This is a genomic window from Sporosarcina sp. SAFN-015, from assembly GCF_051966875.1.
Taxonomy (GTDB): domain Bacteria; phylum Bacillota; class Bacilli; order Bacillales_A; family Planococcaceae; genus Sporosarcina.
The window spans coordinates 136,014-157,683 of the sequence record NZ_JBQCKP010000010.1 but is presented as its reverse complement, the minus strand read 5'-3'; the positions used below and the strand labels follow the sequence as shown (position 1 = coordinate 157,683).

The window sequence follows — 21,670 nt, the reverse complement described above, 5'->3', positions numbered from 1 at the left end:
GAGTCCGGTTCAATACCGTCTTCACACCAGCCAACTAGCTGCGTAATATAAAACTCTAACTTTTAGGGGTCACATCACGGTTGGGCAGCTTTTCTCATTTCTCGTTCGTTTCTTTTTCTTTTTCTTTCTCTTTCTCTTTTTCAAATCGACGGTCTATTTTTTGATCGGTCGTTTCAGGAACATTGGTCTTCGCCCGCTCCTCTTTTAAATCAAAATAGGAGTCTAGGGCCGTTCTGACGATATCTTTCATCGCTATGTTTTGTGAAATGTAATTACTTCGGTCGGTCGAAGCGTATGGAATGACAACTGCATATGCTACTTCAGGGTTTTCAGCAGGTGCATACCCTACATGTGTCAAGTTCACCGAAGCCATACCATACTTACTCCTATCATCCCCATAGTAGAAAGATTGAGCAGTACCCGTTTTCCCAGCAGCCGTGTAGGAAGCCCCATTGAATAGATTCGGAGCAGTCCCGTTTGGTCCGTAGTACGTGTAGTGCATCCCTTTTTTCACTTGTTCAATTTCTTTTTCCGTATTGTTTATACGATTAAGCACTTTCACTTCCGTTTCCTGCAATAAAGCGCCAAACGTTTCTCCATCTATTGAGGGTTCTCTAATTTCCTTTAATATTTTCGGTGCAACTCTGTAACCACCATTCGCAACAGTTGAGACGTACTGAGCAAGCTGCAACGGAGTATATGTGTCAAATTGTCCGATGGCAAAGTCAAGCAACTTACCAGAACGTGTATCCGTACCTGTGACACCTGTGTATTCTCCAGGCAAGTCGATTCCCGTTTTTACTCCTAAGCCGAAGGATGCATATGCGTTACGGAGCCTATCGAAACCGGCAATATCAATTGGAAGTGCTTTAAAAGGTCTGTAAACTCCATTCCCTATTGAAATGGCGATTTTGAACATATAAACGTTAGAAGACCTGCCAAGCGCCGTAATATCATCGACAGCCACCCGTCCGTACTGATTGAACAGGGATCTTTTGGATAATCCGGCAATATTCATCGGTTCGTCAATTTTCACTTCACCGACCGACAGAACTCCTTCGCTATAACCTGCCAAAACTGTCGCTACCTTGACAGTGGATCCGACTTCATAAGCGGAAGTGAATGTGCCGTACGCATAATCACGAACTTCCCATCTGCCCGAATCCTCATCTTTCACTAATCGTTTACCGACCAATGAAAGCACTTCCCCATTATTCGGGTCCATCATTATGAGGAATGCCCTGTCCATCAATCCGGATCGCGAGTCTTTCTTCAGTTCAAGAAGCTTCTCTGATATGAGTTTTTCCAAAGATTCCTGCAAATCACTGTCCATCGATAACACAAGATCTTTGCCCGGCTCCCCTTCTCTCACTGTTTTCGTCTCAATGACGCGACCTGTTCGATCTTTTACATTTTTAACGATCGTTTTTTGCCCTTTCAACAGTTCCTCATATTGCTGCTCGAAATAGCTCCTGCCAATCCGGTCATTCCTTGAATAATCCCTTGCCAAATAATAATCGAGATGACTTTTTGGAATCCCTTCGATGGAACTTGTCATCGTTCCAAGAATCGTACTGTCCGAGAATTTCACCCTCTCCCAGTCCGTCGTCGTATTGACCCCTTCAAAGTCACTCAACCGTTCCGACACTGCTGCGAACTCCTCTTCGGTAACATTTCCACTTTTAATGATCTGTGGGGAGTAAGCATAGCCTGACATCATTTCACGATAGATTGCCAGCACTTCAAGCTCGTGATCCGTGAAGGAGTTCAGCTCTTCATCCGTAATCCGTTCACGTGTCAAACGAGTCACCTCGCGTTGAATGTCCTGTTTGGAAACAGTTCCATCTTTGCTGATTTCCTTAAGTTCCTTTTTACTCACTTTCGCCTCGGCTTCCTCGGGATGCAATAAAATCCAGAAGTCTCGCTTATCTCCGATAGTCACCCTTTTCGTATCTTGGTGAATTAATTCGGATAAACCTTCTGCAATTTCCAGCATTTCCTGTGAAGTCGTGGAAGTTGTCTTCGTATATGTTATGGCATTCATAGGTTTATTATCGACAAGCACCTTCCCTGTCCGGTCATAAATTCTGCCTCGAGGTACACTCGTATTGACTGCAATTTCCTCTTTCTTCTCCAATTCTCTCGTATACTCTTCGCCTTTGACGATCTGCAAGTATCCAAGTCGAAAAATGAGCAAGGAAAATAGGATGAAGATTGAAAAGAAGAGTAGGTTCATCCTGAAGGCAATATGTTTCCGTTGACGGATTTTCGCTTGATCCACTTTGCGCATCGGCTTTTTCATATGTATTCCCCTTACGTTATTAGTCCATTATTCAATTATAGCATTTTAAAATAAAAAAAGGCATATATCCTGACGAACAGGATATATGCCTGGTTGCATTACATTATTTACCGAAGTTTTTAGAAACCTCATCCCAGTTTACTACGTTCCAGAATGCAGAAACGTAATCAGGGCGTCTGTTTTGGTAGTTCAAGTAGTAAGCATGTTCCCAAACGTCAAGTCCAAGGATCGGCGTCTTGCCTTCCATCAATGGAGAGTCTTGGTTTGGAGTAGACATGATTTCAAGTTCGCCGTTATTGGAAACAAGCCAAGCCCATCCTGAACCGAAACGAGTTGCAGCCGCTTTTGCAAATTCTTCTTTGAATGCATCAAAGCTTCCAAACTTCTTGTCGATCGCTTCAGCAAGTTCTCCAGTTGGGTTTCCGCCACCGTTTGGTGAAAGGATATTCCAGAAGAATGTGTGGTTAGCATGACCGCCGCCGTTATTACGGACAGCCGTACGGATGTTTTCAGGAACAGCATCCAGATTGGAAATAAGCTCTTCAACAGATTTAGATGCCAAATCTTCGTGCCCTTCCAATGCATTATTCACGTTAGTCACATAAGTATTGTGATGTTTCGTGTGATGGATGTTCATCGTTTCTTTGTCGATGTGCGGCTCGAGTGCATCGTATGCGTATGGTAGTTCTGGTAATTTGTAAGCCATTTGTCCATTCCTCCTCAATTGATTCATAATTTATCCTACACAATAAACATTATCAAAATTTGGGAGGCCATTCAATTGAAATGAACTACGTTGTAACATAGAGTATGAAAATTCCAATCATAAGCAACATGACCGCACCTTTAGCGGCGATGGAAGTGAAGAAGCCAACAATTGAACCTACACCTGTTTTCAATGATTGTTTTACACCAGTACGCGTCACTAGCAGTTCTGACAGGAACGCACCTAGGAATGGACCGATGAGGATACCCGCTACTGGAATCACGAAAGGACCAATAAGCAGTCCAATTGTGCTTCCCCACATACCGGCCTTTGAACCGCCAAATTTCTTGACACCAACAAAGTTCGCAAGTGTATCCGCACCAAACAGCAAAATGACGAACAACACTTGGATTACCCAAAACAACCAAGTCATCTCCTCAAAAGAAACAATCCATCCATAAAACAAGAATCCACCGATTATGAAAAATACGGAAGGAATGATCGGATAGAATAAACCGATGAAGGCGATGATGAACATGACAATGGCTGCGATCCATCCTGCTATTTCCATTGCATTCCCTCCTTGTTTTTCAATCTTATACCCGTTTTCCTAAAATGGCTTCTGCAATATTTACAGCATGGTCGCCGATTCGTTCAAGGTTGGAAACGATGTCGACAAATACCATCCCTGATTGCGCAGAACAATGCCCTTCATTCAAACGAACAATATGGTTCTTCCTGAATTTACGTTCCATCTTGTCGATCAAAGCCTCTTGCTCAGCAACTTCTTTCGCTAAATCGACGTCATTCATATCGAGTGAGCGCACTGCCTTTTGAACGGTAGCAATTGTCAACGTGAACATTTCTGTTAAATCTTTCATCGCATCCTCAGTCAATCTGACACGGTTCACTTCCCGGAAATCGATCAATTCGATTATATTTTCAAAGTGATCTCCAATCCGTTCAATATCCCGTACCGTATCCATAAGCATGACATGTCTTGCAGACTCAATCGGAGAGATATTAACCGCAGAAATATCTACAAGGTAATCAGTAATTTTACGGTCTAAATTATTGATCGCGTCTTCTATCTGATAAGCTGTTTCAGCATGGCGTTTGTTGCTCGTCTTCAAATACTCATATGTTTCTTCCATACCTTGTACCGCAAAATCACCCATCCTAATAATTTCTTCCTTCGCTTGTCCAATTGCGACGGAAGGAGATTGATTGATAAAATTCGGATCCAAATGCTTTGGTTTGTACTCGATTGTCACATCCTTACCAGGAATAATTTTCGTCACGAGTAATGCCCAAGCACCAATTAAAGGAAATTGAATAACGGTATTCAACACGTTGAAAGTACCGTGGGCGAATGCGATTTGCATTTTACTTTCCAGAGCTAGTAGACCTGAAATCCACTCAACGTAAAGCGTAAACGGATATAATAGAATCATGAAAACAATTGTACCAACGACGTTGAAGAGAACATGTGCCGCAGCTGCTCTTCTTGCTGCCACAGACGCGCCAATCGACGCAAGAACTGCTGTGATCGTTGTTCCGATATTATCTCCAAAAAGAATTGGTAAAGCGGCTTGAAGCGAGACAAGGTTCTCTGCGTACAGCCCTTGCAATATCCCGACAGTTGCACTTGAGCTTTGGACGATAAGTGTGAAGATAGTTCCCGCAACAACTCCAAGTATTGGATGATCAGCCATTGAAACCGTAAAGTCAGAGAATGCGGAGAGCGACCTTAGAGGCTTCATTCCTTCACTCATTAGCTCAAGCCCGAGGAATAGGCCCCCAAATCCAAATACAACTTCACCAAAGTTTTTAATAGTATTCTTTTTAAAGAAGAAAATTAGAATTGCACCAAGCGCCATAATTGGCAATGCATACGCACCCACATCAAGACCTATAATGAATGCTGTAATCGTCGTCCCAATATTTGCGCCCATAATAACGCCGATTGCCTGGCGAAGCGTCATAAAGCCTGCACTTACCAAACCGACGGTAATAACAGTTGTACCCGAGCTCGACTGTATGAGTACGGTCACGATAATTCCGACGAGGACACCCATGAACGGGTTTGTCGTAAATCTATCCAAAATACTCCTTAGCCTATCCCCTGCGGCTTTTTGTAAGCCATCCCCCATATACTTTATGGAGAATAGGAAGATCCCAAGACCCCCTAGAAATTGAAAGAGCACTTCCTGCCAATTTATTTCCATTACTTAGTATACCTCCATCATACATTATCTTTAAGCATTCCCATTATGTTGACTATGTTAACGAATTGTAAATAGAAGTGAGCAAATCTTTACATAGCCTTAACAATCCAGCGAAAAAAAGTCATACTTCTGTCGAATTTGATATCCATACTTCCCACTTGCATACATGGTAGACTATCAGTAAGTAAAGGAGGTCCAACTTTTGAAGTTCCATCAAATATTTTTGGCAGCGTTCCATGAGCCGAAAAAACTTGCAGCATTCCGGCTCCTTCCAATCGGGCGCGTTATCCGTTATGCTTTCTTTTTTATATTCGTCATGACACTTATTTCAATTACTCGCTTCTCTATTGGCGATACCGAATTGTTTGAAGCTTCTCCTGAACTGACAGAGTATAGTGAAACGATCGGCGGGCTTATTTATCCAATGGCCTTTATTTTTCAATTTGTCATTTCGACATTTTACGTATTTGTCCGAATCAGCTTATTTGCAGCTATCGGTATATGGATCGGCAAGTTAATGAAGAGGCGTATAGAATACCGCTTTATTTGGCGGACTGCCGCCATAGCTATCACCGTACCATTGCTGTTGACGATATTTCTAGATTTCTTGCCAGCTTGGGAAACTTTCGGCATTCTTTTCTCGTCCTTAATCCATATTGGCTACCTAATTGTCGCTCTCAAGTATTATCCAAAAGCACCTAGATGAATACTTTCCAAATTCCCGCATATTGTGTGGGAAGGGGGAATGTACATGCGTACTTTATTCGTAGCCGTAATTTTATTTCTTACCTTTCACATTATCCGAATTGACTTGGGGGATGGGACAATCCCTTTAGCATCGTTTTTTGGGAATGAACAGCCTTGTGAAGAAACGAAAATGGAAAGCATACATGTGACAACAATCCAAGGTGATACGATTGAATCCCTTTTTGCAATGTACCCAGATCCGGAATCTACTTTTGTAGAAAGATTATCAGCTTTTTATTCCCTGAATCCCCATCTTCGAAACCAAGAGCTAATTGGCGGTCTTTCCGTTCAGCTTCCCCTTTCGGAAACGGGACAAGATAATTGCAATTAATGATGTTTCAAGCGGTGTCCCTTGTTTTTTCATCCGATTGATTGCTAAAATAGATATTAGTTATGAGTTTGTAAGGAGAGAATATACCCATGAGTGAAATAATACACAGATCCAAAACACGTCCTGTACGGGTAGGCAATTTGACGATCGGCGGCAGTGACGAACTATTCATCCAAAGTATGACAACAACTAAAACACATGATGTTGAGGCAACGGTGGCAGAGATTTTACGTCTGGAAGAAGCCGGCTGTCAAATCGTTCGTGTTGCATGTCCGGACGAACGCGCTGCATATTCTATCGGTGCTATCAAAGAAAGGATTAATATCCCGCTCGTTGTCGATATTCACTTCGACTATAAACTTGCATTGATCGCAATCGAGCAAGGCGCAGATAAAATCCGGATCAATCCGGGTAATATCGGTCGTCAGGAAAAAGTGGAAGCAGTCGTCAAAGCGGCGAAAGAAAAAGGTATTCCGATTCGAATCGGTGTAAACGCTGGTTCACTTGAAAAGCACATCTTGAAAAAATACGGTTATCCGACTGCAGATGGCATGGTTGAAAGTGCCTTGCACCATATCAAAATACTGGAAGATCTCGATTTTCATGACATTATCGTTTCATTGAAAGCATCAGACGTGAATTTGGCAGTCGAAGCGTACAAGAAAGCTGCTGCTGCATTCGATTATCCATTGCACCTCGGGATTACAGAGTCTGGAACATTGTTCGCTGGATCCATCAAAAGTGCGGCAGGACTGGGTACATTGCTTTCAGCAGGTATCGGGAATACGCTGCGTGTTTCATTGAGCGCAGATCCTGTACAGGAAATAAAAGTGGCACGAGAACTGTTAAAAGTATTTGGTCTTTCTTCAAATGCCGCCACGCTAATCTCTTGTCCGACTTGCGGACGTATTGAAATTGACTTGATCTCCATTGCAAATGAAGTAGAGGAATATATTTCTACGATTAAAGCACCGTTAAAAGTAGCAGTATTGGGCTGCGCCGTAAACGGCCCTGGAGAAGCGCGTGAAGCGGATATTGGGATTGCAGGTGCACGTGGAGAAGGATTGCTCTTCATGAAAGGAAAAACCGTCCGTAAAGTGCCTGAGGAAACAATGGTGGAAGAACTAAAAATGGAGATCGACAAGCTTGCTGAAGAATACTTCGAAAAGAAACGCCAAGAAGAGCTGCTTCTTCAAAGTGGTGCCTCTGAATGAGGAAAATCCGTTTCGGCATTGATATCGATGGGACAGTAACATGTCCCACCTCTCTTCTTCCACATATCAATGCACAATTTGGATGCAATCTGATTCTAGACGATATTAAAGAATATGATTTGACAAAAGCTTTTCCTGTCGATGAAAAAGAGTTTTATGATTGGTACCGTCAAGCGGAAATGACAATTTACGAAACGTCTCCAGCACAGGAATTCGCGAAAATGATCTTGTCTCAATGGCGGGAGCATTACGAGCTTTATTATATTTCCGCCCGCGGTCAAAACGTGGCTGATTGTACGCTCGATTGGTTTGAACGTGAGGAAATCCCTTATGACCATATCGAACTGATTGGCAGCCATCATAAAATTGAGACGGCGAGAAAGTTCAATGTCGATGCGTTTTTTGAAGACAAGCATGATAACGCAGTCACGATTCATGAGGAATTGAACATTCCTGTCCTTCTCTTTGATACACCATATAACCGCGAACCGATTCCGGAAGGTGTAATACGAGTGACAAGTTGGCAAGAAGCCGACCAGTGGATCAAAAAGCTGTTTCCCATTCAAGAAAAAGTGAATTGAAAAAGGAGTAGGGTTCCCCTACTCCTTTTTATTGTTCCACACAAATCGGACATTTGCCGTAGATTTCGAATTTATGGCCTTGTACTTCATAGCCTTGTAAATTCACCGTAATCGATTCCATAGGGCAATGCGCTATGTTACGCGTTTTGCCGCATGCCGTGCAAATAAAATGGTGATGATGGACGCCATGATCGCATTGCATCCTAAAATGCCTCTCCCCATTCAATTCGGTCTCTTCCAAAATACCAAGCTCCGAAAAGGTCGTCAAATTGCGATAAATCGTATCAAAACTAATGCCAGGATTATCCGAAGCCATGAAATTCCTAACTTCCATCGCTGTCAAATACCTATCATTCTCAGAAAAGAATTCTAAAATCGTCTCGCGATTTTTTGTCCTTTTGAACTGCTGCTCTTGCAAAATGCGCCATGCTTCATCGAGAGTCATGCGAATTCCCCCTTCCTTTTCCGGGTAGACTGTTTGCCTTTCACTTTATTCCAACTTAACACAAGCAATAAAATGATGATAGACGTGATGACAATCGTCCCTCCCGGAGCAATATCCAGATGAAATGCTGCAAACAGCCCTATAATGACAGACAGCTCACCAATGACGACGGAGTAAATAAGCGCCCCCTTGAAGCTCTTAGCAAGCTGTATGGCAGCTGCAACCGGTATTGTCATCAACGACGAAACGAGCAAGATTCCGACAATCCTCATTGATGCACCGATGACAAGTGCGACGATAATCATGAAAACCGTTTGAATGATCTTTCCGTTGACACCTGAGACCTTTGCATATTCCTTATCAAATGACAAAGCGAACATTTCTTTATAGAAAAATCGAATAAACGCAAGGACGACGATGGCGATAATGATGATAATCCATAAATCCTGCCGGCTTACAGCTGAAACGGAGCCGAATAAGTAACCGACAAGGTCAGAGCCGAATCCTTTCGCCAAGGAGATGAAAATCGCACCGAACCCAATACCGGTGGAAAGGATGATAGGGATTGCCAGCTCTTCGAAATGCTTATATGCACCCCTCAGCCGTTCAATCAACAATGATCCCCCTACCGCACTAACCATTCCTAAATATACCGGATTTAAAGTGGAAAAAAGAAGGACTGACTGACTTAAAAAAAGGCTCCCCGCTATTCCGGCCAACGCAACGTGGCTTAAAGCATCTGCGATAAGCGCCAACCTTCTTACAACGATGAATAGCCCAAGCAACGGTGCGATGACCCCGATGATTAGTCCAGACAAGAATGCATTTTGAAGAAATTCATATGTGAGTATAGCACTAATCACGGTCAAACCTCCCTTTGTTCTTGATGGACGCGCCGTACAGGGTGACCGTACCATAACGATATGTCTACATCATTCATCTTCTTGTATTCAGATTGCACTCCATGGAAATGGATAGACCTATTAAGACACGCTACATGTGTCGCCAGCTCAGTTACAAGGTCAATTTCATGGGTAACGAGCAGGATTGCAATACCATGTTCACGGTTCAATTCATTCAGCATAGAATAGAACGAAGCTACGTTTTTCTGATCGATTCCGACAGTCGGTTCATCCATAATCAGCAAATCCGGTTCCCCTACTAATGCACGAGCGATGAAGACACGTTGCTGCTGGCCGCCTGATAACTCTCCGATATTTCGGGATGCGAATTGGTCCATTTTCACGATTCGCAAAGCTTCCAATGCTTTTTGCTCATCGTGCTTTGAAAAACTTTTAAATAAACCGACCTTTCGCGTAAGACCGCTTTTCACCACTTCGAGAACTGTCGCTGGAAACCCCGAATTGAATGAATTCGACTTTTGAGAGACATATCCAATACGCTCCCTTTGCTTGAAGGAATCAACATTTTGGCCAAATAGCTTCACTGTCCCCTGATCCGCCTTCAATAATCCTAAGATGATATTGATTAGAGTTGATTTTCCTGAACCGTTCGGCCCGATAAGCGCCCAGAACTCCCCTTCTTTTACTTCCAATGATATATCTTCGAGAACGGTAGACTGTTCATACCGAAAACTGACATCGATACATTCAATTATTGTATTTGTCATATAGTAGAATCCCTTTCTGTTGAAAAAATGTAAACAGGAACGATTACGATTACGATCACTAGTAGAAGTATATAGGAAGATTCGGCCGGACACAACTAATTAAGAAGGAATGGTGCAATTTGGATTATATGCAAATATTGAATGAAATAAAAAGGAAGAGTGATGAAGAAGCCAAATTATTGGCAGATGCGTATGGCATCAATTTATCAATAAAAGAAATTAGGGCGTTGCGTCCTTTGCTTGATGAAATTTCATTCCACTGGATTTTTACCGGCATTCCGGAAAGCTTCATCGCCAAAGTGAAACGTGCTGTCGGGGAAAAAAAGGGAGAAGAGTTATTCCGACAATATTTGGATATGATTTAAATACGCAAAAAGCAACCCGCCATTGGAATGACCAATTAGCGGGTTTTCACCATTTTCATACTAATAAAAGCTCACGTTGGTTTGCTTGGAATGTTTTCGATTTCAACATTTCAATTTCATATTGATATGGCGCTTTTTTGTTTTTGGCATCATTGCCTACGAAAGGCGTTTCAAGGATTTTAGGAATTGATATGAACTCTGGGTGATGAACGATGTAACTGAGCGCGTCGAAGCCGATATGTCCATGCCCGATATTCTCATGACGATCTTTCATTGCACCGCGTTCGTTTTTACTGTCATTGACGTGGATGACTGAAATTCTTTCTTTCCCAATAATGTTATCGAATTCTTGCAACACACCATCGAAATCATGAACGATGTCATAGCCTGCATCATGTACGTGACAAGTATCGAAGCAAACCGAAAGGCGTTCATTGTTGTGAACACCGTCAATGATTTTTGCAATCTCATCAAAGTTTCTTCCGCATTCGCTGCCCTTTCCTGCCATCGTCTCAAGCGCAATTCGGACTGTCGAATCTTCAGCAAGAACTTCATTCAATCCTTCAATAATTTTAGCAATTCCTTGATCTGCCCCTGCACCGACATGCGCACCAGGGTGCAGAACGATTTGATCTGCCCCAAGAGCCGCTGTTCTTTGAATCTCCTGCTGCAGAAAGTCTACGCCTAATCTGAACGTCTCAGGCTTAGTCGTATTACCAATATTAATGATATATGGAGCGTGGACAACGATATTCGATAGGCCATTCTCTTTCATATGCAATAATCCCGCTTCAATATTCAATTCTTCAATCGGTTTTCTACGCGTATTTTGCGGAGCTCCGGTATAAATCATGAATGTTGTAGCGCCGTAGCCCAACGCCTCTTCACTAGATCCTAGGAGCATCTTTTTGCCGCTCATCGAAACATGTGAACCTAATAGCAATGGTAGATCATTTTTCATTTCTTCGTTTCAATCTCCTTTCCCTCTTCTTGAATTTCTCTACGTCTTTAGCCATTTTCTTTTTATATCCAGGCTTGACCTTTGATGGTTTACGAACGTATGAAGTTGCTTTTTTATCAAGTTCATCCACTTCTTTGACACGCTTCTTCCGCGCATGGCGTTCCTTGACTTCAATCCACTCGCCTTTTTTTACATCTTCATGGATGAATGGGATGCCCATCTTTTCAATTTGTACAATTTTGTCGTCTTCCGAAGGTTCATACATTGTGATGGCGATACCTTCAAGGCCTGCCCGGGCTGTTCTTCCTACACGGTGGATAAAGAACTCCAAGTCATCAGGCAATTCATAGTTGACGACATGGCTCACCCCAGGGATGTCAATCCCACGTGCTGCAAGGTCAGTTGCTACGATATATTGATACTCGAGATCTCTGATCTGTTTCATCATCCTTGTACGTTCGCGTGGGGATAAATCACCGTGGATTCTGCCCGCCTTAATGCCATGTTCTGCTAAGTAATCAGCGATCTCATCGGCATTTTGCTTCGTGTTCGTAAAGACGATCGCTAAGTATGGATTAATGGCTTCCAAAACATGCAATAGCTTCTTCTTACGGTTCATGCTCCGTACAGGTACTAGTGAATATTTCATACCTTCGGTTAAAGGCTTTTTATTCCCGATCTGTACGTGAACAGGGCTCTCCATATACTTAGACAGGAATGGCTTTAATTTTTCAGGAATTGTTGCTGAAAAAACATACATTTCCAAGTCCGTCGGCATTTTAGAAGCAAATTTATCAATATCTTCGATGAATCCCATGTCAAATGCCAAATCGGCTTCATCGATTACCAGAATAGTTGCTGTATGAATTGCTAAAGCCCCTTCATCTGCAAGATCACGAATTCTGCCAGGCGTTCCTACAATGATGTGTGGATTCGATTTAAGCTTGTCGATGGAACGTTGCTTATCAGTTCCTCCAATTAAAAGCGAGCTTCGGATACTCGTTTTTTCTGTCATTTTATTCAATTCTTCATATAGCTGCAATGCGAGTTCTCTCGTCGGTGCAGTGATGACAGCTTGTAATTCTTCCTTCTCCTCATCCAGACGTTCAAGGATCGGAATAAGGAAGCTGTGCGACTTACCTGTACCTGTATGTGCTTGTCCGATCGCATTGGACCCTTTAAGGATTAAAGGGATCATTTCTTTTTGTATCGGTGTAGGGTGTTCAAACCCCAACCGGGCAATTGCCTCCCTAAGGAAAGGTTTGAATTGATAATCAGTGAATTTAGACATTCGTATGCCTCCTAACGTATTCCTATTGTAGCATGATTCCGTTCCGCAGTATGCGATTTTGGCATAGTATAGATAGTGAAAGTTCACAATGACCAAATGAAAGGGGTTATCCATGAGGTACGAATCCTTCTATCCATTCGCTCGTGCGCAAAATTCGCCGTTTGCAATGAGGCAGCCATTCCGCGGCCCACAGCAACAGCAGAACTTCTCCCAAATACCGAGACAACCTTTTCAAGGGTCTCCGATGGGAAATCCGTTCGGCTCGTCCGCACCGGCTCCGTTTCAAAATACATCCAAAATGGAAATGTACATGCAAACAGCGAACCGGTTTTTAAATACCGCACAACAATACGCACCACTAGTCCAGCAAATTGCTCCCATGTTCCAGAACTTGCCTGCGATGTGGAGATTATATAAAGGCTTCCAGTCGCTTCCTTCTGCGGGAGGAGCAGCGGGAGCAGCTTCCAACGCCGCATCCGCCGGCGCACCAAGTCCGCAACCCGGCGTTTCAAATCCACGGATCTTTCAGCCTCCCAAATTATAATTTTGAAACGTGCGCCTGACTCCGCTATAATGGATACAGATCCCTTTAGAGGAGTGTGGAGTGAATGAAAGTCAAAAAGATTTCCCCGCGCGGCTATTGTTACGGGGTTGTCGATGCAATGGTAATCGCGAGAAATGCAGCACTCGACAAAACTTTGCCGAGACCTATTTATATATTAGGCATGATTGTTCATAATAAACATGTCACAGATGCATTTGAGGAAGATGGCATCATCACGTTGGATGGTGAAAACAGGTTGGAAATCCTCGAAAAAGTGGAAACGGGTACTGTTATTTTCACTGCGCACGGCGTGTCACCGGAAGTTCGAGAATTGGCTAAACGCAAAGGGCTCGTTTCTATTGATGCAACTTGCCCCGATGTTACGGTCACTCACGATCTGATCACAGAAAAGACTGCAGAAGGCTACGATATCATTTATATCGGAAAGAAACATCATCCTGAGCCAGAAGGAGCGATTGGCGTCGCGCCTCATGCCGTCCATCTGATCGAGACGCTTGACGATGTCGATAGCCTATTACTCGATAATGAAAAGCTGCTTGTAACGAATCAGACGACGATGAGTCAATGGGACGTTGCTCATATTATGGATGCGTTGAAAGAGAAATTCCCTCACATTGAAGTGCACAAGGAAATCTGCCTTGCCACACAAGTGAGACAAGAAGCTGTAGCGGAGCAGGCAGGAGAAGCGGATTTGTTAATCGTTGTCGGAGATCCTAAAAGTAATAACTCCAACCGTTTGACACAAGTATCTGTGGAAATTGCCAATACGCCTTCATACAGAATTTCAGATGTTTCCGAGATTAATATCGATTGGCTGGAAGGCATCGAAACAGTCGCAGTCACAGCTGGAGCATCAACGCCAACGTTAATTGTCCGCGAAGTGATTGCTTTCTTGGAAAGCTTCGACCCGGAAGATCCGTCGACTCATGTACCTGAACGGAAATTTAAACTGGAGCGGATTTTGCCAAAAATCAAAAATCCAGAACCGGTTAAACGCATCGAACCTTATGCAATAACAGAATAACAGAGTAAACGGGCTGTTCCGTCGTCGTACATCGACATGGAACAGCCTTTTTTTGTTATATAAATCGGAATGGTTCCGTATCGATTTCTGATTTGATGAAAGAAACTTCGTAGCCTTTTTCCGTGCATGCCTGTTCCATATGGCGGGCCACTCCTTCAATCATCACTTTTTCTACATGATGGCCTGGATCTACGATGGCTAGGTCCATCAGTTCCGCCTCCTGTGCACTATGAAAATCCATATCTCCAGTAACGAATACATCTGCACCTTTTCGTTTTGCCGCTCTTATATATTTACTGCCGCTACCGCCAAGTACGGCAACCTTTCGGACAAGTTTTGACGCGTCGCCTACAATTCTGACTGCAGGGACGTCTAGAGCTCCTTTGATGAATTGGGCAAACTCTTTAAGTTCCATAGCCTCTTGCAATGCGCCTACCCTTCCGAGCCCAAATTCTTCAGTCCTCTGATCTAACACGAAAAAGTCATAAGCAGGCTCTTCATACGGATGTGCCGACAACATCGCTTTCAGCACTTTCGATCGAAGCGGTCCTGGAAGGACAACCTCGATACGCTCTTCAGTTACCTCTTCCATTTTCCCGATTTCACCAATGAATGGATCTGCACCTGCTGACGGGGTGAAACGTCCAGTTCCTGTGGACGAAAAGCTGCATCCGGCATAATCTCCGATAGCGCCTGCTCCTGACCGCGCTAACACTTCCCGTAATTCATCCGCATGCTCGACTGGGCAAAAGACAGCCAATTTGTAAAGTGAATCAGAAATAGTCGGTTCCATCACTTCTATATTTTTAAGTTTTAAACGGGAAGCGAGCAAATCATTCACTCCACCAGGAGCAACATCTAGATTCGTATGTGCAGCATAAACAGAAATATCATGTTTAATGCATTTTTCAACAAGCCTCCCTTGCGGCGTGTCTGTCCAAATATTTTTCATCGGACGAAATATGGGAGGATGATGCGCAATGATCAGATTAGCTCCTTTTTCAATCGCTTCATCTACAACAGCTTCGTTGACATCTAATGTGATAAGCACCTTTTCGACTTGACGATTCAACTGACCTATATGCAATCCGACCGGATCCCAATCTTCCGCATATCGTTTTGGCGACCATTGTTCAAAAAGGGTGATTATTTCATATCCATTCGCTTTTTTCAATGCTTCAAAACCCCTCCGATTAACTCGATATTCTTTTGTAATTGTTTCTTTCTTTCTTCGATTTCATTCGTATCTCCCGCATTGTCTAAAGCTGCGAGAATTCTTTTCCATTCATCTGATTCCTGTTTCCATTTTTCGATGAAAACTTCTGATTTTTGTTTGAGCAAAATAGGGCCAACGACCATTTCCAACTCGTCATATTCCGCTTGTCCTTTTTCAAGGACGACAATTTCGTAAATTTTATTATCTTCCTTCAAAATCTGTTCGTCGATAATTTTCCATCCGTTTTGCACGGCCCACTCGCGAATTGATAATGAATGTATATTTGGTTGTGTGATAATACGTTTAACGTTTTGCAGTTTATCCATCCCGCTTTTTAATATAGATGCAATTAAAGGTCCACCCATTCCTGCGATGGAAATTGTATCTACTCCATCAAATTCTTGAATAGCTTCCAATCCATTCGCTAGACGAACAGTAATTACATCTGAAAGACCTTTCTTACGTACGTTTCTTACCGCTGATTCATACGGCCCTTTCACTACCTCCCCTGCGATTGCTTTAGAGATTTTTCCTGCCTTTACTAAATTGCAAGGCAAATATGCATGATCGCTTCCAATGTCCGCTAGAATTGCCCCTTGTTCGACAAACGATGCAACCGCTTCTAGCCTTTTTGATAATTTTTCGGAATTCAATAGATCCCCGCCTTTCTAATACTCACTATTGTAAGGGAATATCACTGTCTTTGCCAGAATTGAAAAAGCCATCGGAGGCTGTAAAAACACCACCGATGGCTTCCCGTACTTATTTAAGTGTTAAGATATACTCTGCCAATTGGTCAATTTGTTCATCCGATATTTTACCGCCGAACGCAGGCATTCCACCTTGACCGTTTTTAATGATATCGTGGATTTCATCTTTGGACTGTGATAGACCATGTAGACTAGGTCCGAACCCGCCAGTCAAGTCACCGCCATGACAGCTGATACATTGCCCTTGGGCATAGCTCTCAGGATCAAAGTCCTCAGATGCTGCTGTATCATCAGTTGTTTCCTCAGTTTTACCTTCCTCATCTGCTCCAGCAATTTCTTTTTTCTGCTCGATACCGTATAAGGACATGAAGAAAATAAGTCCTAATCCTAGCGCAAAAATCAGGATATAAGGCACTACAGGATTGTTTTTCATCGAATTACCCTCCTTCACCAGGAATTATTCTGTAAAAATATACAGTGCACATCTAATATTGTACTGTATCCAGATGAAAACTGAAAGAGTTATCCATATACATTTAACGTTTTGTGACAATTTGGACATACTTTTCTTAGTGACAGCCAATTTGTCTTGCAATAACCATACGTTGCACTTCTGACGTACCTTCTCCGATTTCGAGCAATTTCGCATCTCTCATATAGCGTTCAACTTCATACTCCTTCATATAGCCATATCCTCCGTGAATTTGGATTGCTTGATCTGCAACTTCCATCGCAATTTCGGAGGCATACAGTTTACACATGGCAGCTTCTTTCGTGAACGGTCTTCCTTGGTCTTTCAACCATGCCGCCTTATAAACCATATTTCTTGCTAATTCAATTTTCATTGCCATATCAGCCAACTTAAATTGAGTAATCTGGAATTCTGATAAGGTTTTCCCAAACTGCTTCCGTTCTTTCGAATACTTTAACGCCCTATCAAAAGCGGCTTGTGCAATACCAACAGCCATTGCTCCTATTCCGATTCTGCCACCGTCCAACGTGACAAGAAATTGCCGGAAGCCTTCACCGCGCTTCCCAAGAAGGTTTTCTTTAGGAACTCTCACATTATCGAGTACGAGTTCAGTAGTATTCGAAGCATGTAACCCCATCTTTTCATAGTTGTCAATAATCGTGAACCCTTCTGCATTTGTTGGTACAATAATGGCACTAATTTCTTTCTTGTCATTCTTATTTCCCGTTATTGCTGTAAGCGCCAAATGTTTAGCGTAACTTGCATTTGTAATATATACTTTCGATCCATTAATAACAAAATCATCGCCATCTTCTATCGCGGTTGTCTGTGTCCCCCCGGCGTCAGACCCCGCATTCGGTTCGGTAAGACCAAATGCACCAAATGATTCTCCCGTACAGATCGGCGTCAAATATTTACGCTTTTGCTCTTCCGTTCCAAATAGATAAAGCGGTGCGCCTCCCAAGGAAATATGTGCGGAGTATGTAATACCGGTGGAAGCACACCCACGGCTCAGCTCTTCCGTCACGATCGCAAAGCTGGTCGTATCTGCACCCGCTCCTCCATACTCCTCAGGGAATGGCAATCCCATCATTCCCATTTCAGACAGCTGTTTGAATATCTCGTTTGGAAATTCTTTTGTGCGATCTCGTTCAATTGCTCCTGGTGCAACGACTTCATCGGAAAACTCCCTCATCATCTTCCTGATCATCTGTTGCTCATCTGTCAAATCGAAATTCATTTTATTCATCCCCTTTGTTGTGAACGCTTACATTTCAATTATACCGAAATGATCGGCATTATCACAATCTTTCTTTCGGAGGATGCTAGATTACCGACTTTATAATGAAAACGACGATCAAAACTAACCCTGCAGCTCCTGAAATTGTAAAATATAGTTGCTTCAGTAGTCTTCCAGCTAATAGCCACAATAAACAGTTCACGATTAAAAAACCAACTAACAGCATATTTTGTCCTTCGAAATAGAGTGTCCATATCTTTAAAGAGATGCCGAGCACAGCGAATGCAAAGAGTATGTATAACGATTGGATGAGGATTGCGCGTGCATTCTTCTTCATTTTCTTTTTTGACAGAATAGCTTGCGTTGCACTGATCTCCTCGTCGTGATCCCCTTGTGAATATAGTGTAATGAGAAAATCGCAGTAATGTTCAGGCAGCAATTTATTTTGTTTCCAGTAATTGATTTCAGCTATAATGATCTTTTTACGCTGATCATTCATCATATTTCGCCCCTAATCATCATTCAAATACAAAGTTAAAACGCACCGGCATGTTTTATGCCGATGCGGATGATTATTCTAAAAAGTCCTTTAATCTTTTGCTGCGGGATGGGTGTCTTAGTTTTCGAAGTGCTTTCGCCTCAATTTGACGAATTCGCTCACGTGTAACTCCGAATACTTTCCCTACTTCCTCCAACGTTCTCGTTCTACCGTCATCCAAACCGAAACGTAATCGCAACACGTTTTCTTCACGGTCTGTCAGCGTGTCCAAAACATCTTCCAATTGTTCTTTAAGTAATTCATAGGCAGCATGGTCTGATGGCGATTGTGCTTCCGAATCTTCGATGAAATCACCTAAGTGTGAGTCGTCCTCTTCCCCGATTGGTGTCTCAAGGGAGACCGGCTCTTGAGCGATTTTTAGAATTTCGCGCACTTTTTCTGCTGTCAGATCCATTTCTTCGCCAATCTCCTCTGGGGATGGTTCACGACCAAGATCTTGAAGTAATTGACGCTGTACTCGAATCAGCTTATTTATGGTCTCGACCATATGCACCGGGATTCGGATAGTCCGCGCCTGATCTGCTATCGCCCTTGTAATTGCTTGACGAATCCACCATGTTGCATACGTACTGAATTTGAATCCTTTTGTATGATCGAACTTTTCAACCGCTTTAATAAGACCCATATTTCCTTCCTGAATCAAGTCAAGGAAGAGCATACCGCGTCCGACATATCTCTTTGCAATACTTACAACTAGCCGTAGATTGGCTTCTGCTAACTTCTTCTTAGCATTTTCACCTTTTTCGACAATCTCTAGAAGGGAAGGATCGGGTTTTTTCATTTCAGTAAGCTTTTCTTCTGCTTCTACGCCTTCTTTGATGGCAATGGCCAATTTCACTTCTTCATCTCCGGTCAATAAGTCGACTCGGCCGATTTCTTTCAAATACATACGTACAGGGTCATTAATTTTCACACCTGGCGGAACGCTTAGGTCATTCAAGTCAAATTGTTCTTCATCCTTAGCGTTCGTTTCCTCTTCATCTTTACGTTCCATTTCAATGCCTGCGGCTTCGATTTGGTCAAGGAACTCTTCGAACTGCTCAGGCTCCATTTCAAAGACGGATAATTTCTCCGTCACTTCTTCCAGCGTTAGTTCTCCCGCTTTTTTACCAGCTTCCAATAAACCTGCTTTTGCTTCATCTAATGTCATTTCGTGCTCCATTTCTCCTGATTGCTCTTTAGTCATAATACCCGTTCCTCCTTAATTCACCGGAATACGGCCTACATTGCCGATAATGATTTCCGGAGCTGTATAATTTCCCTGGCCAGCTCCAGTGCCCGGGTATGATTGTTCATCTTTTCTGCTTCTTTCGATTCATGTATCATCTCATCAATGCGTCGAATAATTCGATGCTTATTAAGATGATGAATGCAATCCTTTATTTCCTGTTCAGCAAATTCGGGGTCTCTTTCAAGCATTGCGGCTTCCATGACGACTTTGCGAAGCTCACGGTCATCCAAAGACTCCGCGAATCTATGGAAATCGGGCATGCCGTGCTTTTCATAAAATCCGGCTAGCTTTATGAAAATCGCAGCATATTCTTCTCGAAAGAATAGTTCCGGATTGTCGTCCCGAATTCTGTCGAATAAATTTCCATCGTTAAGCAAATGGCATAACAAAAGCCTTTCAGCTCGTTCGATGCTTGTCATCCTCCGGTTGGACACTGTTATCGTTATTGCTTGTCCTTCCGGTTGCGCAGCCTTCTCCTGACTAGCCAACTTACCGACCTTTTTCAGCAATTGCTCATTAAGGGCGTTTGGGGAAACTCCCGTTTCAGCTGACAATTGCCTAATCATCAAATCTCGTTCAACCGGTGATACTCTCGGGGCTAGTTCTTCAAGCACTTCGTGTATATATTGCAACACATCGTTTTCATGCGATAAATTTTTAGACCTTTTATAATAAGCCATAATAAATGACATATACGAGTGTGGATTGCCAATTACTTTTTCAACGAACGATTCGGCACCGAATTTAGAAATATATTCATCGGGGTCCAGTTTTCCCGGCAATAAGGCGATTTTTGAATCCATTCCTTTTTGATTGGAAAGGACAGCAAATCGTTTCGCTGCATCCCATCCTGCATTATCGCCGTCACAGCAAATAATCAACTGATTGGCAATTCGTTTCATTTTGGTCAGATGGGTGTCAGACAAGGATGTACCCATTACAGCTACACTATTCATAATACCCGCTCTTTCGGCTGCAATTGTGTCCATAAAACCTTCGAACAGTATTACTTTACCCGTTTTACGAACATTAAGACGTGCGTTGTGAAAATTATAGAGCAATCGGCTCTTCTCAAAAATTGGCGTTTCAGGGCTGTTTAAGTATTTTGCTTCCTCTTTTGAATCGGAAATTGTCCTTCCTGAGAAAGCGACTACGTTTCCATTATCGTCATGTAACGGAAACATAATACGTCCACGGAACCTATCGAAATACCCAGTTCCATCATTCTTCATAATACAAAGTCCCGCAAGCTCCATCTCCTTCATATCAAACTTCTTACGAATTAACAATTGGGTAAGTACTTCCCGATCATCAAGCGACCAACCTATACCATACTTTTCGATATGTTCACGGGAAAATCCTCTTTGCTCCAAGTATTGTAATGCTTTTTCACCCTCCACCGTATTCAGTAATAAATGACTATAAAAGTTGGCCGCAAGCGTGTGGGCATCTATCATATGTTGGAATTCATTCGATCTTCCGCCTTTGGAAGATTCGCTATAAGAGATGTCCAATTCGATGTCCGCTCGTTCGGCTAGCTTGGAGATAGCTTCTGTAAAAGGACTATTTTCAATATCCATGACAAAAGTGATGGCGTTTCCGCCTGCGCCGCAACCGAAGCAGTGAAATATTTGCTTTTCCTCTGAAACGGAAAAAGAAGGTGTGCTTTCACCATGGAAAGGACAAAGTCCAAACCAGTTCCTGCCTCGCTTCGTCAATTGGACATATTCACCGACAAGATCGACGATATCCGTTTTGGAACGAATCTCTTCGATTGTCTCTTCTGGAATTTTAGTCATCCTATCACCATTCTCTTCTCACGTATTGAATTCGAGACTGTTTTCATAAATCC

At 42.8% G+C, this 21,670-nt stretch carries 23 protein-coding genes; 7 read left to right on the top strand and 16 right to left on the bottom strand.

Annotated features, from left to right (window positions below; all coding sequences use genetic code 11):
- Nucleotides 1–94 precede the first annotated feature (94 nt).
- From ACTHPA_RS16500 to ACTHPA_RS16485, 4 genes are all read right to left on the bottom strand, one after another.
- Complete coding sequence (locus tag ACTHPA_RS16500) at nucleotides 95–2,302, bottom strand: peptidoglycan D,D-transpeptidase FtsI family protein (RefSeq protein ID WP_440501767.1); 2,208 nt, start codon at nucleotides 2,300–2,302, stop codon at nucleotides 95–97.
- Nucleotides 2,303–2,405: 103 nt separating this feature from the next.
- Nucleotides 2,406–3,008: a superoxide dismutase SodA gene (gene sodA / locus ACTHPA_RS16495; protein ID WP_440501765.1), complete on the bottom strand. Its 603-nt coding sequence runs from the start codon at nucleotides 3,006–3,008 to the stop codon at nucleotides 2,406–2,408.
- A gap of 85 nt (nucleotides 3,009–3,093) precedes the next feature.
- Nucleotides 3,094–3,579: a DUF456 domain-containing protein gene (locus ACTHPA_RS16490; protein WP_440501763.1), complete on the bottom strand. Its 486-nt coding sequence runs from the start codon at nucleotides 3,577–3,579 to the stop codon at nucleotides 3,094–3,096.
- Nucleotides 3,580–3,604: 25 nt separating this feature from the next.
- The gene (locus tag ACTHPA_RS16485; protein WP_440501761.1) at nucleotides 3,605–5,236 is read right to left on the bottom strand and encodes a Na/Pi cotransporter family protein; all 1,632 of its coding nucleotides are present in this window, start codon (nucleotides 5,234–5,236) and stop codon (nucleotides 3,605–3,607) included.
- Nucleotides 5,237–5,438: 202 nt separating this feature from the next.
- Between ACTHPA_RS16485 and ACTHPA_RS16480 the strand changes: the two genes are divergently transcribed.
- The 4 genes from ACTHPA_RS16480 (at nucleotide 5,439) to ACTHPA_RS16465 (ending at nucleotide 8,109) form a co-directional block, all read left to right on the top strand.
- Nucleotides 5,439–5,942, top strand: coding sequence for a DUF1189 family protein (locus tag ACTHPA_RS16480; RefSeq protein ID WP_440501760.1), 504 nt, complete (start codon nucleotides 5,439–5,441; stop codon nucleotides 5,940–5,942).
- A gap of 45 nt (nucleotides 5,943–5,987) precedes the next feature.
- Nucleotides 5,988–6,314, top strand: a complete 327-nt coding sequence (locus ACTHPA_RS16475; protein WP_440501758.1) for a hypothetical protein — start codon at nucleotides 5,988–5,990, stop codon at nucleotides 6,312–6,314.
- An 89-nt stretch (nucleotides 6,315–6,403) separates the two neighbouring features.
- Nucleotides 6,404–7,528 carry a flavodoxin-dependent (E)-4-hydroxy-3-methylbut-2-enyl-diphosphate synthase gene (ispG, locus tag ACTHPA_RS16470; RefSeq protein ID WP_440501756.1) on the top strand — a complete coding sequence of 375 codons (1,125 nt, stop codon included), beginning with the start codon at nucleotides 6,404–6,406 and terminating at the stop codon, nucleotides 7,526–7,528.
- A complete protein-coding gene (locus ACTHPA_RS16465; protein ID WP_440501754.1) occupies nucleotides 7,525–8,109 on the top strand; it encodes a 5' nucleotidase, NT5C type in 585 nt (194 codons plus the stop codon). The genes ispG and ACTHPA_RS16465 overlap by 4 nt, the downstream gene beginning before the upstream one ends.
- Before the next feature lie 28 nt (nucleotides 8,110–8,137).
- On the opposite strand, the gene ACTHPA_RS16460 is transcribed toward ACTHPA_RS16465, so the two are convergent.
- From ACTHPA_RS16460 to ACTHPA_RS16450, 3 genes are read right to left on the bottom strand one after another with little or no spacing between them, the layout of a single operon-like run.
- Nucleotides 8,138–8,554 carry a Fur family transcriptional regulator gene (locus ACTHPA_RS16460; RefSeq protein WP_440501752.1) on the bottom strand — a complete coding sequence of 139 codons (417 nt, stop codon included), beginning with the start codon at nucleotides 8,552–8,554 and terminating at the stop codon, nucleotides 8,138–8,140.
- On the bottom strand, nucleotides 8,551–9,417 hold the full coding sequence (locus ACTHPA_RS16455; protein WP_440501751.1) for a metal ABC transporter permease: 867 nt from the start codon (nucleotides 9,415–9,417) through the stop codon (nucleotides 8,551–8,553). Before ACTHPA_RS16455 ends, ACTHPA_RS16460 begins: the two co-directional genes overlap by 4 nt.
- Before the next feature lie 2 nt (nucleotides 9,418–9,419).
- Complete coding sequence (locus ACTHPA_RS16450; RefSeq protein WP_440501749.1) at nucleotides 9,420–10,184, bottom strand: metal ABC transporter ATP-binding protein; 765 nt, start codon at nucleotides 10,182–10,184, stop codon at nucleotides 9,420–9,422.
- Nucleotides 10,185–10,303: 119 nt separating this feature from the next.
- Here ACTHPA_RS16450 and ACTHPA_RS16445 point away from each other — a divergent pair, with 119 nt between their 5' ends.
- On the top strand, nucleotides 10,304–10,549 hold the full coding sequence (locus ACTHPA_RS16445; protein WP_440501748.1) for a hypothetical protein: 246 nt from the start codon (nucleotides 10,304–10,306) through the stop codon (nucleotides 10,547–10,549).
- Nucleotides 10,550–10,604: 55 nt separating this feature from the next.
- On the opposite strand, the gene ACTHPA_RS16440 is transcribed toward ACTHPA_RS16445, so the two are convergent.
- On the bottom strand, nucleotides 10,605–11,492 hold the full coding sequence (locus ACTHPA_RS16440) for a deoxyribonuclease IV (RefSeq protein WP_440501773.1): 888 nt from the start codon (nucleotides 11,490–11,492) through the stop codon (nucleotides 10,605–10,607).
- 7 nt (nucleotides 11,493–11,499) lie between these two features.
- Nucleotides 11,500–12,801, bottom strand: a complete 1,302-nt coding sequence (locus ACTHPA_RS16435) for a DEAD/DEAH box helicase (protein ID WP_440501746.1) — start codon at nucleotides 12,799–12,801, stop codon at nucleotides 11,500–11,502.
- Nucleotides 12,802–12,913: 112 nt separating this feature from the next.
- Between ACTHPA_RS16435 and vrrA the strand changes: the two genes are divergently transcribed.
- Both vrrA and ACTHPA_RS16425 read left to right on the top strand, forming a co-directional pair.
- Entirely contained in the window at nucleotides 12,914–13,345 is a 432-nt protein-coding gene (gene vrrA / locus ACTHPA_RS16430) for a VrrA/YqfQ family protein (RefSeq protein WP_440501745.1), read from the top strand.
- Between the two features lie 64 nt (nucleotides 13,346–13,409).
- Nucleotides 13,410–14,390: a 4-hydroxy-3-methylbut-2-enyl diphosphate reductase gene (locus ACTHPA_RS16425; protein WP_440501743.1), complete on the top strand. Its 981-nt coding sequence runs from the start codon at nucleotides 13,410–13,412 to the stop codon at nucleotides 14,388–14,390.
- Between the two features lie 55 nt (nucleotides 14,391–14,445).
- Here the strand turns inward: ACTHPA_RS16425 and ACTHPA_RS16420 are convergent, their stop codons facing one another.
- From ACTHPA_RS16420 to dnaG, 7 genes are all read right to left on the bottom strand, one after another.
- Nucleotides 14,446–15,564 carry a Nif3-like dinuclear metal center hexameric protein gene (locus ACTHPA_RS16420; protein ID WP_440501741.1) on the bottom strand — a complete coding sequence of 373 codons (1,119 nt, stop codon included), beginning with the start codon at nucleotides 15,562–15,564 and terminating at the stop codon, nucleotides 14,446–14,448.
- The gene (locus ACTHPA_RS16415; protein WP_440501739.1) at nucleotides 15,561–16,259 is read right to left on the bottom strand and encodes a tRNA (adenine(22)-N(1))-methyltransferase; all 699 of its coding nucleotides are present in this window, start codon (nucleotides 16,257–16,259) and stop codon (nucleotides 15,561–15,563) included. Before ACTHPA_RS16415 ends, ACTHPA_RS16420 begins: the two co-directional genes overlap by 4 nt.
- A 109-nt stretch (nucleotides 16,260–16,368) precedes the next feature.
- Nucleotides 16,369–16,749, bottom strand: a complete 381-nt coding sequence (gene cccA / locus ACTHPA_RS16410; protein ID WP_440501738.1) for a cytochrome c550 — start codon at nucleotides 16,747–16,749, stop codon at nucleotides 16,369–16,371.
- Between the two features lie 136 nt (nucleotides 16,750–16,885).
- The gene (locus ACTHPA_RS16405) at nucleotides 16,886–18,028 is read right to left on the bottom strand and encodes an acyl-CoA dehydrogenase (RefSeq protein WP_440501736.1); all 1,143 of its coding nucleotides are present in this window, start codon (nucleotides 18,026–18,028) and stop codon (nucleotides 16,886–16,888) included.
- Between the two features lie 85 nt (nucleotides 18,029–18,113).
- Nucleotides 18,114–18,530, bottom strand: a complete 417-nt coding sequence (locus ACTHPA_RS16400) for a hypothetical protein (RefSeq protein WP_440501735.1) — start codon at nucleotides 18,528–18,530, stop codon at nucleotides 18,114–18,116.
- A gap of 70 nt (nucleotides 18,531–18,600) precedes the next feature.
- A complete protein-coding gene (rpoD, locus tag ACTHPA_RS16395; RefSeq protein ID WP_440501734.1) occupies nucleotides 18,601–19,773 on the bottom strand; it encodes an RNA polymerase sigma factor RpoD in 1,173 nt (390 codons plus the stop codon).
- Nucleotides 19,774–19,808: 35 nt separating this feature from the next.
- Nucleotides 19,809–21,617 carry a DNA primase gene (gene dnaG / locus ACTHPA_RS16390; protein ID WP_440501732.1) on the bottom strand — a complete coding sequence of 603 codons (1,809 nt, stop codon included), beginning with the start codon at nucleotides 21,615–21,617 and terminating at the stop codon, nucleotides 19,809–19,811.
- Nucleotides 21,618–21,670: the final 53 nt, after the last annotated feature.

What these genes read in the sequence shown, in the direction of transcription:
- ACTHPA_RS16500 (WP_440501767.1), bottom strand. Translation starts at nt 2,302, where the DNA reads ATGAAAAAGCCGATGCGCAAAGTGGATCAAGCGAAAATCCGTCAACGG.
- sodA (WP_440501765.1), bottom strand. Translation starts at nt 3,008, where the DNA reads ATGGCTTACAAATTACCAGAACTACCATACGCATACGATGCACTCGAG.
- ACTHPA_RS16490 (WP_440501763.1), bottom strand. Translation starts at nt 3,579, where the DNA reads ATGGAAATAGCAGGATGGATCGCAGCCATTGTCATGTTCATCATCGCC.
- ACTHPA_RS16485 (WP_440501761.1), bottom strand. Translation starts at nt 5,236, where the DNA reads ATGGAAATAAATTGGCAGGAAGTGCTCTTTCAATTTCTAGGGGGTCTT.
- ACTHPA_RS16475 (WP_440501758.1), top strand. Translation starts at nt 5,988, where the DNA reads ATGCGTACTTTATTCGTAGCCGTAATTTTATTTCTTACCTTTCACATT.
- ispG (WP_440501756.1), top strand. Translation starts at nt 6,404, where the DNA reads ATGAGTGAAATAATACACAGATCCAAAACACGTCCTGTACGGGTAGGC.
- ACTHPA_RS16465 (WP_440501754.1), top strand. Translation starts at nt 7,525, where the DNA reads ATGAGGAAAATCCGTTTCGGCATTGATATCGATGGGACAGTAACATGT.
- ACTHPA_RS16460 (WP_440501752.1), bottom strand. Translation starts at nt 8,554, where the DNA reads ATGACTCTCGATGAAGCATGGCGCATTTTGCAAGAGCAGCAGTTCAAA.
- ACTHPA_RS16450 (WP_440501749.1), bottom strand. Translation starts at nt 10,184, where the DNA reads ATGACAAATACAATAATTGAATGTATCGATGTCAGTTTTCGGTATGAA.
- ACTHPA_RS16435 (WP_440501746.1), bottom strand. Translation starts at nt 12,801, where the DNA reads ATGTCTAAATTCACTGATTATCAATTCAAACCTTTCCTTAGGGAGGCA.
- vrrA (WP_440501745.1), top strand. Translation starts at nt 12,914, where the DNA reads ATGAGGTACGAATCCTTCTATCCATTCGCTCGTGCGCAAAATTCGCCG.
- ACTHPA_RS16425 (WP_440501743.1), top strand. Translation starts at nt 13,410, where the DNA reads ATGAAAGTCAAAAAGATTTCCCCGCGCGGCTATTGTTACGGGGTTGTC.
- cccA (WP_440501738.1), bottom strand. Translation starts at nt 16,749, where the DNA reads ATGAAAAACAATCCTGTAGTGCCTTATATCCTGATTTTTGCGCTAGGA.
- ACTHPA_RS16405 (WP_440501736.1), bottom strand. Translation starts at nt 18,028, where the DNA reads ATGAATTTCGATTTGACAGATGAGCAACAGATGATCAGGAAGATGATG.
- ACTHPA_RS16400 (WP_440501735.1), bottom strand. Translation starts at nt 18,530, where the DNA reads ATGATGAATGATCAGCGTAAAAAGATCATTATAGCTGAAATCAATTAC.
- rpoD (WP_440501734.1), bottom strand. Translation starts at nt 19,773, where the DNA reads ATGACTAAAGAGCAATCAGGAGAAATGGAGCACGAAATGACATTAGAT.
- dnaG (WP_440501732.1), bottom strand. Translation starts at nt 21,617, where the DNA reads ATGACTAAAATTCCAGAAGAGACAATCGAAGAGATTCGTTCCAAAACG.